The following is a 12,745-nucleotide window of genomic DNA, read 5'->3' on the forward strand; positions in this document are numbered from 1 at the left end:
GAATTCAAATAGTACTCTATTCATGAAAACTCTTAAAGCTTTTGTTTGCGTTTTACTGTTGGTTGCCTGTTCCAGCGACGGAGAAAATAATGAGGTGCCTATCGATGAAGCGGCCTTATTTCTTGAAGAACTTCAAGGCGTTGTCGATTCAAAAATTGGTTCGGATAAGTTACTGGGAGTATCGGTTTCCATTCGAGTGGATGGAGAAGAACGTTGGAGGCTGCAAGGAGGTATTTCCAACAATAACACTCCCATTACAGGAGATATGCGTTTTGGTATCGCCAGTATCACCAAGACCTTTGTTGCAGCTGCTGTCCTTAAGTTGGAGGAAGAAGGTGAATTAAGTTTGGATGATCCTATCAGCAAATGGCTGACGCTTAATTCTGTGAATATTGATGAGTCCATAACCATTCAACAACTGTTAGGTCATTTTGCTGGACTTTTGGGTTATTTCAGACATCCAGATATTTGGCCCAGGGTTGAAGGCGATCTCGGAACTGCGATCCCTCCTGTAGAATTGGCAGACTATGTTGGAGAACCGGTATTTGCTCCAGGGGATAGATTTGAATACTCCAATTCCAATTATCTTATTTTGGGATTGATTATCGAAGCTGTCACCCAAAAAACAGTGGGAGAGGTATTTCGGGAAAAACTATTTACGCCTTTGCAGTTGGGGAACACCTATTTTCCTGCAAATGAAAATTTGGTTGGTCCAATTGCTACGCCCTGGAGAGATAGCAACGGAGATGGCACCTTACAAGACATATCCTCTGAATTTGGTCCGGCCTACCATAGTGTCTTTTATACAGCAGCTGACGTATTTTCAACCGCATCCGACCTCTCCATGTGGGCACAGCACTTATTCAATGGCTCCCTATTGTCACAAGCTACCAAAAATAAGATGTTGAATTTTACTCCTCTAGGTGACCCTATCGCTACTGGGTATGGACTAGGGGTAAGGGAGGTAACTTTTGGGAATAGCTCCTTGTGGGGACATACTGGAGGAATGCGCGGATATGGCTCCTATATGTTCTATGACCCAACTACAAAAGTCAGCATCGCCATGCTGAATAATCAGAGCAGATCCCAAAATGGACCACTTTTGCGATATGAGTTGGTCAACGAACTGTTGCAAGAGGTTTTTCAACACCTATAATTTCTTTAACTACGAACGCAGCCCTTTACCTTAAAACATAAAATCTTTTGTGTCCATTGTTTCTTTTATTTGAAGGAACTACGCTAACTTTAAATCGAATCGTATTTTAAAGGTTGTCCATAACCAACTAATTACCAATACTATGTTGAAAATTGCCTACATAGGAGCTGGAAGTCTTCAATTTGGTCCAATTATCGTTCAAGATATTTTGTTAAACGAAGCGTTGTGTTCCCGCGACTTGGAAATATACCTTATGGATATTGAAAAAGCACACTTAGACCATGTCCATTCCCATGCAACCTACGTCAAGGAAAAATTGAATCGAAATGTAAAAATCAATTCAGGAACAAACAGGGATGAGGCTATCCGAAATGCGGACTTCGTCATCTGTGCTCTTGAAAAAGACCGGAATGTCTACTGGTCACAGGATTTTCATGTTCCAAGAAAATATGGGTTTAAACAGGTTTATGGTGAAAATGGAGGAGTGGGTTCCCTGTTTCATGCATTACGGAACATTAAGGTTATTATGGACCTGGCAAGAGCAATGGAAGAACTTTGTCCGAATGCATTATTGTTGAATTTTTCCAATCCTGAACATAAAATATGTGAGGCCGTAACTCGATTGACCAGCATTAAGGCCGTTGGACTTTGCCATGGTGTTTTCATGGGCCGTGAACAGCTTTCGGAATTGCTGGACATTCCCTTGGACGAATTACAGACCAAAGCCTGTGGAATCAACCATTTTACCTGGTTCCAAGAAATAAAGCATAAAACTACTGGGAAGGACCTTTATCCAACACTGCGTGAAATAGAACAAAAAGGGGATTGGCTTGCAAAATGGCATGAATTGGCACTGGGAAGGATTTTATTCAGAAGATTTGGTCAATGGCCGTCGCCAGCGTCCAATCACTATGGGGAATACCTGCGTTGGGCCGAGGAATTTGTTATACCCCAATTGCAATTCTTCTATGATCCATATGATGGGCACCCATGGGAAAATGACCAGATTCCTGAAGGTGTTTACACCGTGGACCGTGTAAACTACGAGCGCCCTTGGGTGAAGGATTGGAACAAAAAACTGTTACCGGTCGGAAGCACTGAAGAAATTGTTTTGGAGAACGAAGATGGCAGCTTTAAAAGCTCAGGGGAAATAGCAACACTAATTATGGAATCCATGGTCACGGGCCAAAAACAATGGTTGGAAGCGGTTAATATACCCAACAACGGAGCAATTCCCAATTTACCAGATGACCTTGTTGTTGAAGTGCCGGCTTTTTGTGATGCATCTGGAATCCAGGGGATTCAACTTGAGGCCATGCCCGAGGCTATCGCTGCCACCATACGATTGCATGCAAGCATCCATCAATTATTGGTTGAAGCCTATCAAGAAAAATCAAAGGATAAATTGTTACAGGCCATTTTAATTGAACCTACGGTAGATTCCTATAAAAATGCCATTGCGATGTGCAATGAGATGTTGGATTTGCAAAAAGAAGTTTTACCTACCTTAAATTGATGACATATTCTTTTCAAAAAATAAATAAGGCAATATATGGGGCTTGAAACACTGGATTGGGTTGTTATTGTGCTCTATATGTTGATTACCGTGACAATAGGTCTTTTTATTGCCAAACATAAGTCCAAGAACATCACAGATTTTTTTGTGGCCGGAAGAAGTTTGCCCTGGTGGTTGTTGGGAACATCCATTGCGGCAACCTGGTTTGCTACGGATGCGCCACTAGCGGTGACCGCTTTAGTGAGAAGTAAGGGCATTTATGCGAATTGGCTTTGGTGGTATTTGGGACTTGGGATTATGATGATGGTGTTTTTTTATGCCAAATACTGGCGGAGGTCCGAAATCTTGACCGATGCCGAACTTATTGAAATGCGGTACAGCGGGAAATCGGCCTCGGCACTTCGTGGATTTACTGCCGCATTCTACGGAATTTTCAAGAATTGTATCACATTGGGCTGGGTTATGTTGGCCATGTTGAAGTTTTCCCAGATCATGTTGGGTTGGAGTGCTGAATTTGCGCTTGTTGTTACATGCAGCTACGCATTGATTCACACCTTGCTTTCAGGCATCAAAGGAGTGGTTTTTTTGGACATGCTTCACTTCTCAGCAGGAACCATCAGCACGATACTATTGGCTATTCTGATTTTGGTCCAGGTAGGCGGACCTACGGAATTGGCCGTTCAAATAGCTTCACGCACGGATGCGCCACCAGGCGTACTGGATATGCTACCCGACCTTTCACATATTGGACCTACGGAGATGATTGCATTTGTATGCCTTATAGGAATTCTATGGTTGGGGCAGGCCCAAGGAGATGGTTATATCGTTCAGCGGTTGTTTTCTGCCAAAGCGGAAAAGCATGCCATAAAAGCCTCTTTGTGGTTTGCAGTTGCTGGCGTGGTCATCCTTACTTGGCCATGGATTGTGGTTGGTTTGGGGTCAATTGTTATTTTACCAATTTCAGAAGCTTCTGATGCCTTATTGGCTGATCCAGAACTGGCGTATCCCATGATGATTCTAGAAGTATTGCCCGCTGGCTTGAAGGGACTTTTAGTGGCGGCATTTATGGCTGCATTTATGAGTACCGTTGATACGCATCTATGTTGGGGAGGATCTTATATTGTAAATGATATCTATAAACGCTTTATAAAGAAAGATGGCACAGCTTCCCACTACCTGTTGGTTTCGCGAATAGGTATTACGGGTTTGCTATTGCTTTCCGCAATGGCGGCTTGGCAAATGGAAAGTATCGCTGGAGCTTGGATTTACATCATTGAAATTGTTTCGGGAATTGCTATAATTTTGATGCTCCGATGGTTCTGGTGGAGAATCAACGCATGGTCGGAAATAACCGCGATGATTTCAGCTTTGATATTGGCCAATGGACATTTAATCGTCAAAGGACTTCATAAAATAGGGTGGTGTAATGAAGCTTTCCTCAACAAAATAAATATTTGGTACAATGATGAGCATGCATTGATCAGGGCAACGGTTATTCTACTGTTATCAACTGCAATCAGTCTAGGTGTTACGTTTATGACCAAACCGGTAGCAAATGACAAGCTTATTTCTTTTTATAAAAAAGTAAGACCAAAAGGGTGGTGGGCACCAATAGCCTCTCAAGAAGTTTCCAATAAGACACAAAGCGAAGGGACGAAGAAGAGTTGGATGGGATTTGCTTTTGGTGTTGTTTTCCTAAACAGTATTCTCTTCAGTGTTGGCCACGCGGTACTTGGCAGATATACGCTTTCAATGGTTTTGTTGCTGGTAGGGCTATTGAGTGGATGGTTCACCTTGCGATTGGTTGAGAAGGTCAAAACCCAATGACAACATGCGGATCCACCATTTTAAAAACAAGGAACATTTCATAGGCGCTGCTGCAGATTTGTTAATCCAAGAGATTGATGGGAACCCGGGTTTGCTCATGTGTACCGCAACAGGCAGTTCACCTTTACCGGTGTATCGTGCATTGGTTGAAGATGCCAAAATCTATAAAGAACGCTACAACAAGTTGCGCATAATCAAATTGGATGAATGGGTGGGATTGGAAAATCAAAATGGAAGCTGTGAGGCGTATTTGCAAAAGGAACTTATCGCTCCGCTGGAAATCCCGGACAAAAATTATATTGCGTTTAATGCACGAACCACCGAGCCAACAGATGAATGTCTTCGAATAGGACATTTGTTGAACCAGCATGGCCCCATTGATTTGTGTGTATTGGGTCTCGGTAAAAATGGACATCTTGGATTCAATGAACCTCCTGCTTCTCCGGCCCAAAAATGTCATGTGGCCAGATTGAGCCAATTATCCCAGGAACATAGTATGGTTGCGGGTCAAGCAGAAAAACCAGAGTATGGCATGACATTGGGTATTCGAGACATCCTGAATTCCAAAAAAGTGTTGCTTCTGGTTTCTGGGGAAGGAAAGGAGGAAGCCAAAAAACAATTGCTGTCTTCAAAAGTTGACCCTATGTGCCCAGCCTCTTTGCTGTGGAAGCATCCTAATGTCGATTGCTTTATTTTGAACGAGAACCCGGTTTAATCGAGGTATACCGTTTTTCCCGTTCGAAACGATTCATCAGCCGCCAGAACAATATTGAGGCTGTTCACAGCATCGTCCAAGTGCTGGGTCATGTCCAAATCTTCTTCAATAGCTTTGATCAGATATTCTTGTTCCAATTGGCAAAGCTCATCATGGGAAGGTTCATTTTCAATGGGAATCAATTCATCTTTCTTGGTAAAATTGCCATTTTCATCCACATCGCTGTAGTGCAGATGCAACGCTCCCGTCTGCGTATGCTCGTCAATATTCTGGGATTCGGTATCAGTTTTTTCCGCGATGCTCACACTTCCGTTTGGACCCATAACATCCTTCACAAAAAAGGCAGTTTCGCTTATCATAGGCCCCCAGCCGGCTTCATACCAACCTACGGAGCCATCATCAAAGGTCACTTGTAACTGGCCATAGTTGTACATTTCGGCATCTATTTCATTGGATAGTTTGGCACCAATGGCACTGACCTTTACGGGTTTTGCTTGCGTCATAAGACACATGACATCCACATAATGCACACCGCAATCCACAATAGGTGACATCGATTTCATGAGATTCTTATGCGTTTCCCATTGGATACCACAACTTTGCTGATTTAGGTTCATGCGCATGACCAAAGGTTTGCCTAAACCTTGGGCAAGGGAAACAAATTTTTTCCATGCGGGGTGCACCCTTAAAATATAACCCACCACCAACTTTAGATTATTGGCCTTGGCCAATTGGGCCAATGCTATGGAATCTTCAACGGTAGTTGCAATAGGTTTTTCCACAAAAACATGGGCTTTGGCCTTTAGACTTTTCCTTACGTAGTCAGCATGAGTTTCAGGGTAGGTGTTGATGGAAACCACATCGGGTTGGGTGATTTTCAACGCTTCATCAAAATCTGAATACGTGGGTAGTCCGCCTAATTCATTGGACAATCTGTTTCTACTTTCAGGATTTCGACTTACCAATCCAATAATTTCAAATTGTTCAAGCTTATGATAAGCTCGGGCATGCGAAGTGCCCATATTTCCGCATCCTACAACCAATACCTTTTGCACTTTCATGTATTTCCAATTATTTATCATTCAATATTAGCGATTGTATGAGTAATAATGAAGAACTCTTCAAAAATGAAACATAAAGTAATATTCCTAACAAACCGTAAGTATTCAAATCTAGTCAGCGACTACGCTGCTATCCAAAAAATCAATAGTGGTTTCGCCTTGAAGGTCCGAAAGTATACTTTTTGAAACTTCACCAGCTCCTAAAAAGCGATAGCGCAATCCCGCAACCCGGCCAATACTTTCATTGTAGCTGCTTGAAAAAAGTTCTTGGTCCTCTAGAAGTATGGTTAACTTTTTGTCTTTTACATGTAGTAAGATTTCTTTCGGTTCGGATAAATCCAGTCCCAAGCCTGATAGATCATGCTCTTTCCCATTGACATATACATCATTCATCATTACACCAAGTTCAGAAACACATCCAGGAATGGAAAATGATATGACCATAGCACCTTTTGTTCCGAGGATTATGACCCAAGCTTTTTGGCAAACGGCCCATTTGTCCCTATAGGTATTTTGAATCGTAGACCGAAGCTCAAAATTATCACCCGAAATGGTCCCAAAATCCTTGACCATATGAAAGGTGGCACTCAAAGGGTTTTCCTCGGATGACATCTCTTTTATAATTCCGGAAGGAAAAGAAAGTTTTGTATCATAGATATCTTGTGAAGCGACATATTTAGGAATTGGCCTATAATCCAAAGTGCCTTGCCATCCTTCTGTTTTTATAAAGAGGTCGTGTTGTTTTATGGCTATGCCATCGACCAAGAGCTTGGCCCTAAAGTATCCAGGAAAGTAATACTGCCCTGTTGCCTGCGTCTGACCTGGGCTAAGGTCTATGGTTTTTGTAGGGTCCCAATATTGTTGAATATGGATGCTATCCGAATTGATTTCACTTAGATCCAACTCAAAAACAACGGAGTTGGGCAATCCTTTGGCAATAGGCCTGCTTTCAAAGACCACCTTCGAGATGTCAATTGAAGTATTCTCGGTGTTTGGATCTCTTAAAGAATAAAATGAAATGAAAATAACAGTCATTACGGAGGCACTCAACATAATGACGCCCAAATTGGTGCTTATCTTTTTTGATATACTTGAACCCTTTTTTTTGGAATACCGGCCCTTAAAATCCCTCCAGTTATCGAAGTCGGCAAATTGGGAAAGCGTGTTCAATGTGGTGATGCTTGGTGCACTGTGATAATCAATTCGGCCCCAAACTCTCTTAAGGGTAACCGGACTTAGCAGCACTTTGGTCTTTTGCTGAATGCGTTCACTCAATTCTATGAACATATCATTATGCCACGAATTTGAAGCGCCCCAGCCAAGCTGTGCTTCTATTTGCTGCAAACATTTTTGAACCCATTTATGCTCTGGATACATAACTATGTGTTATAAAAGCAAAGATCACAAAAAAATGCGTTCCTGAACCGGAATGAATTAACTTGAACCAACTTGTTTTTGGATTTTGCGCCTCTTGTTGGAGCTTCGATACATCAAAAAAAATATTCAGTCATGAACAAATCAATCATTTTATCCGTTCTCTTTCTTTTCAACCTATACTTTGGTTTCAGTCAAGAAGCTATTCCCCTCGATACGGTCCATCTCAAAATGAATACTTCATCATACATATTTGAAGAATTCAAAGGTCATCAAACCATTTATTTTAAAGGAGGTACAGTTGGCTTAAAAGATATATCCTTTTTAAACGGAACCATCGAATATGACATTTACATAACCGAAGACCGTGGATTCCCAGGGGTATACTTCAGAATTAACGATGACAATGCCGAACAATTTTATATCAGACCACATCAATCTGGAAATCCGGATGCCAACCAAGCTACGCCGGTAACCAATGGACTTGCCAATTGGCAGTTTTACTTCGGTCCCAAATATTCCTTTCCCCATGAATATAACTTTGATGCCTGGACCCATGTAAAAATTGTCGTCAATGACCGTCAAGCACAAGTGTTTTTGGATTATTCGGAAACACCCCACCTTTCTTGGCAATTGTTCCATGAGCCCAAAGCGGGTAGTATTAGTTTGTCAGGTGGATTGGTTCGCGGCTTTCACATCGCCAATATCAAAGTGGACCAACGGACCCCGGTTATCCAAAATTTTAAGCCAGGTACCAGGGAACCTATTGAAAATGTCATAGGGGAGTGGACGGTATCCAACAAGTTCGAGGAAAAAGAATTGGACAACCCACAAACGATAAGTTCTTTGGTGTCGCGCCTAAAATGGAATAATAAAATCTCTGTAGAGGAGGGAGTGGCCGCCAACATTGCTCGAGCCATAAAAATTGATGGTGATGTTCCTGGAAATACGGTTTTTGCCAGGCTGAATATAACCTCGGACAAAGATCAGATGAAACTTTTCGATTTTGGCTATAGTGATAGAGCACTGGTCTTTTTAAACAATAAACCTATCTACAAGGGAACCAATCGCTTTCGAAGTAGGGACTACAGGTATCTGGGTACTATTGGCCTTTTTGATGCTGTTTATCTGGATTTAAAGAAGGGTAAGAACACTTTACTAATTGCTGTTTCCGAGGATTTTGGTGGTTGGCTTGTAACCGGAAGGTTTGCGAACCCCGAGAGTCTCAAAATCAAATAAAACAAATCAAAAACGAACAATCATGATAAAGAATACCATACTGTTTTGCATCTATTTTATAGGTGTAGCAAGCTTCACTTTAAGTGCCCAGGATATGCTCGTGGCTACCAAGGTAAGCCCAAAGGCTTCAGTTATGCAACGTATCGGAACTACTGATGTCACTGTTGTTTATCATAGTCCATCTGCAAAGAAGCGAAAGATTTTCGGAGGAATTGTGCCGTATGATTTTGTGGTCGATGGTGTCGAATATCCATGGAGAGCGGGTTCCAACGAGAATACCACTGTTGAGTTCAGTCACGATGTGAAGGTACAGGGGAAGCCATTGGCCAAAGGCAAATACGGATTACACATTTTTGTGAAAGAGAAGGAGTGGACCTATATTTTTTCGAAAAATGCCGATAGTTGGGGTAGTTTCAGCTATAAAAAAGAAGAGGATGCGCTACGAGTAACGGCAATCCCACAGCAAAATGCTTATCAAGAATGGTTGAACTACGAATTTGTGACTCGAGAGCCTCAGTCAGCAGTATTGGAGCTGCAGTGGTCGAACTTAAAATGTGGTATTAAGATTGAGGTGGATGTGACCGAGACCGTGCTGGCCGACCTGAAAACCAAAGAAGAGAAAAATGTAGATGATTATGTCAAAATAGCCCAGTTGACAATAGTAAAAGATCCTTCAGATGTGGATGCCGCGTTGCAATATGTTGAGAAGTCCTTTGAAATTGGTGAGGAGTTTAGGAATCTAATATTAAAATCGAATCTGCTGGCAAAGCAAGGAAAGGTATCGGAAAGCAGGGCATATGAAAAACGGGCTTTAGCCGCGGGAAAAGGCTTCCCATATTATTATTACTATCCGCTCAGCTTCATACTGCTTGAAGGAAACAAGGCTAAGACTTTTGAAATTTTATCTGGAATGCTCAAAAAAGACCCTAACAATTGGATTGCTAATCTGGCCATGGGGGAATATTACATCAAAGATGGAAATCAAAAGAAAGTGGTCTTTCACTTTGGAAAGGCTTATGAACATGCCGGTGAGCGGTCCAAGGCGTATACGAATTATATGTATCTCTCAAATAAATTGATCTTGGAACAAAAATGATTTTCAAAAAGGAAATGGGAGCAGTCCCATAAATTTTCACTTTCATTTCAGTAGTGTTGTGGAAATTCCGAATAGCATGAAAATCATGGAAAAGCCTTAATTTATTAAGGCTTTTCCACTTTGGGTCAGGTCGAGCATATCTCATTAACTTTTTGTAAATTATAAGGGATTGATTTAGAGTTGAATAGCATGTGCAGGATTATTATCATCACCTTATGTGTTTTGTTCGCTGCCACTGCTTCATTTGGGCAAACTGACTTTACTACCGAGAGAATGCAGATGGTCGATACGCAAATAAAGGCCAGAGGGGTTTATGATTTCGGAACACTTTACGCCATGTTAAATGTTCCAAGACATGAATTTGTACCTGAGAATATCCAACAGTTTGCTTATTACGACAGGGCTTTGCCAATTGGCAAGGGGCAGACGATTTCCCAACCTTATATTGTGGCTTTTATGACCCAATCTTTAAAGTTGAAGTCGAACTATAAGGTGTTGGAAATCGGAACAGGATCTGGATATCAAGCTGCGGTACTATCCAAAGTTGTGGATGCCGTGTTTACCATAGAAATCGTTGAGGATTTAGCATTGAGTGCGGAAAAACGTTTAAAACGACTAGGATATACCAATGTGAAAGTCAAAAGGGGAGATGGCTACAATGGTTGGCCGAAAGAAGCACCTTTTGACGCGATAATGGTGACCGCAGGAGCGGAATACATTCCCCAACCTTTAGTTGACCAACTAAAGGTTGGTGGGAGAATGATCATTCCAGTCGGCCCCCACAATGGAGTTCGTCAACTAGTACTGATCCACAAGAAAAAAAACAAGATTGTAAAAAAGGACCTTATGGCTGTCCGGTTTGTCCCCTTTACAAGGGAAGAATGAACTAGGTCCTATTGTCCATTTATCAATGCCTTATTGATCTTGTTTACTTGTTCAACATCCATCTTAATGACTTTTCTATCGTAGGTCATCAATCCGTTTACTTCACCTTCAACATCGGTGGTTTGGGTATATATGGCCGCTGCCAACCCTTTGCTGATTAGCGCAGGCATTTGGTCAATCAACTTTTTATAGGATTGTAATAGCTCATCCTTACCCGTGAGATTTCTATATCCCCAATTTTTATCTTTCTGCCATAAATGGTCTTTGATGGGCAATCCCAAACCTCCGAATTCACCTAAAAGTAAGACTCTTCCATTTAAAATGTCCGGTGCGTGAAGATTGGCCCTTGGCATGCTAGGACCGGGATATTGGTGTTCATCAACGGTATGTCCTGCTGGAAAATAGTTTCCGCCGCTAGGCCCGTTTACCAATCGTGATGGGTCATAATCCATGGTCCAATTGATGACTTCAACGGTTTTAAACTGTCCCCAAGCTTCATTAAATGGTACCCACATCACGATACTTGGGTTGTTATAAAAGGCATCCATGATCCGTTGCCATTCTGCGTAGAACTGGTGTTCCGATTGTGCAGTTCTTTCCATTTCCCTGCCATCATAACCTGAAGGCGCCCTCCAATCGGCGCTTTTGTCGCCATTTGGCATATCCTGCCAAACCAGCATCCCCAATCTATCGCAGTGGTAATACCATCTAGCGGACTCAACTTTTACGTGCTTTCTAATGGAATTAAAACCTAAGTTTTTGGTTACCTCGATGTCATAAGCCAGTGCTTCATCGGTAGGAGCAGTGTAAAGTCCGTCGGGCCACCATCCTTGGTCCAATGTCCCATATTGGAACAGTATTTTATTGTTCAATGCCATGCGGACATGGCCATTGGCGTCTTTCTGGGTTGAAATTTTTCGCATTCCAAAGTAACTGGACACCTTGTCAATCTGCCTATTGCCTTTCGATAATTCTACTTCCAAATCATATAAAAATGGATTGTCAGGCGACCATAAGTTGGCATTGGCAATCGGTATGGCAATATTTTCCCCAATCTTTCCTTTTGTTGAAGCGATTTGTTTTCCATCTGCCAATACCTTGAGGTTGATAGCATAGTCATTGCCAAGATTTTTATTCGATTTAACGGCTACTAAAACCCTTTCTTGGTCAATATCTGGTGTAATCCGAATAGATTCAATGATTTGTTTTGGAACAGGTTCTAGCCATACGGTCTGCCAGATTCCGGTAACCGGGGTATACCAGATACCTTGGGGTTTGGTCACTTGCTTTCCCCTGGGTTGGGTGCCTTCACTTGAGGGATCCCACACTTTTACAGTAAGCTCCTGCAAGCCAGAACCGTTCAAGGCTCCGGTAATATCAAAACTAAACGGATCGTAGCCACCTTGATGTGTCCCGAGTTCCTTTCCGTTCACAAAAACTGTCGCTTCCCAGTCAACAGCGCCAAAATGCAGGAGAATATTCTTGTTTTTCCAGTTTGAGGGAATCTTAAAATTGGTTTGATACCATACAACCTCTCCAGAACCTACTCTTTTTTGAACTCCGGATAGAAAGGATTCAATAGGATAGGGAACGGTTATTTTTCCATCAAAATTATTGGGAATACCACTAGTTCTACGCTGAACCGTGTAGTTCCATTGCCCATTGAGATTTTTCCATTTGGATCGCACCATTTGTGGGCGGGGGTATTCTTGGAGTGGATTTTCCTTATCAACTTGATTGGTCCATTGGGTCGTTATTGCGGGTTCTTTGACCTGTGCGTAGAGTAGGGTCATTGGAGCTATCAGGAAGGAAAGTGCCAAGAAAGTTTTTAAAGTGAATAGGGTAATCTTTTTGAATTGATTCATGAGATTGAGCG

10 protein-coding genes are annotated in these 12,745 nt (G+C 42.0%); 7 read left to right on the top strand and 3 right to left on the bottom strand.

Going from position 1 to position 12,745, the window contains the following annotated elements; all coding sequences use genetic code 11:
* The first annotated feature begins 22 nt into the window (after window positions 1-22).
* The 4 genes from ACULLH_RS12105 (at window position 23) to ACULLH_RS12120 (ending at window position 5,214) form a co-directional block, all read left to right on the top strand.
* A complete protein-coding gene (locus ACULLH_RS12105) occupies window positions 23-1,156 on the top strand; it encodes a serine hydrolase domain-containing protein (RefSeq protein ID WP_454089009.1) in 1,134 nt (377 codons plus the stop codon).
* Window positions 1,157-1,298: 142 nt separating this feature from the next.
* Window positions 1,299-2,672, top strand: a complete 1,374-nt coding sequence (locus ACULLH_RS12110) for a family 4 glycosyl hydrolase (protein ID WP_454089010.1) — start codon at window positions 1,299-1,301, stop codon at window positions 2,670-2,672.
* 36 nt (window positions 2,673-2,708) lie between these two features.
* The gene (locus ACULLH_RS12115) at window positions 2,709-4,499 is read left to right on the top strand and encodes a sodium:solute symporter family protein (RefSeq protein ID WP_454089011.1); all 1,791 of its coding nucleotides are present in this window, start codon (window positions 2,709-2,711) and stop codon (window positions 4,497-4,499) included.
* Window positions 4,500-4,503: 4 nt separating this feature from the next.
* Window positions 4,504-5,214 carry a galactosamine-6-phosphate isomerase gene (locus ACULLH_RS12120; RefSeq protein ID WP_454089012.1) on the top strand — a complete coding sequence of 237 codons (711 nt, stop codon included), beginning with the start codon at window positions 4,504-4,506 and terminating at the stop codon, window positions 5,212-5,214.
* Here the strand turns inward: ACULLH_RS12120 and ACULLH_RS12125 are convergent.
* Window positions 5,211-6,275 (bottom strand): Gfo/Idh/MocA family protein, encoded by a 1,065-nt coding sequence (locus ACULLH_RS12125; protein ID WP_454089013.1) that lies wholly within the window; start codon window positions 6,273-6,275, stop codon window positions 5,211-5,213. The two genes, ACULLH_RS12120 and ACULLH_RS12125, sit on opposite strands and share 4 nt — an antisense overlap.
* A 111-nt stretch (window positions 6,276-6,386) precedes the next feature.
* Window positions 6,387-7,652, bottom strand: a complete 1,266-nt coding sequence (locus ACULLH_RS12130; protein ID WP_454089014.1) for a hypothetical protein — start codon at window positions 7,650-7,652, stop codon at window positions 6,387-6,389.
* 132 nt (window positions 7,653-7,784) lie between these two features.
* Between ACULLH_RS12130 and ACULLH_RS12135 the strand changes: the two genes are divergently transcribed.
* From ACULLH_RS12135 to ACULLH_RS12145, 3 genes are all read left to right on the top strand, one after another.
* Complete coding sequence (locus ACULLH_RS12135) at window positions 7,785-8,888, top strand: hypothetical protein (RefSeq protein WP_454089015.1); 1,104 nt, start codon at window positions 7,785-7,787, stop codon at window positions 8,886-8,888.
* Between the two features lie 22 nt (window positions 8,889-8,910).
* The gene (locus ACULLH_RS12140) at window positions 8,911-9,984 is read left to right on the top strand and encodes a DUF2911 domain-containing protein (protein WP_454089016.1); all 1,074 of its coding nucleotides are present in this window, start codon (window positions 8,911-8,913) and stop codon (window positions 9,982-9,984) included.
* Window positions 9,985-10,173: 189 nt separating this feature from the next.
* The gene (locus ACULLH_RS12145) at window positions 10,174-10,869 is read left to right on the top strand and encodes a protein-L-isoaspartate(D-aspartate) O-methyltransferase (protein ID WP_454089017.1); all 696 of its coding nucleotides are present in this window, start codon (window positions 10,174-10,176) and stop codon (window positions 10,867-10,869) included.
* 8 nt (window positions 10,870-10,877) lie between these two features.
* Here ACULLH_RS12145 and ACULLH_RS12150 read toward each other — a convergent pair whose 3' ends face one another.
* Complete coding sequence (locus ACULLH_RS12150; protein WP_454089018.1) at window positions 10,878-12,734, bottom strand: glycoside hydrolase family 2 protein; 1,857 nt, start codon at window positions 12,732-12,734, stop codon at window positions 10,878-10,880.
* Between the last annotated feature and the right edge of the window lie 11 nt (window positions 12,735-12,745).

This window comes from Flagellimonas sp. 2504JD4-2 (genome assembly GCF_053642935.1).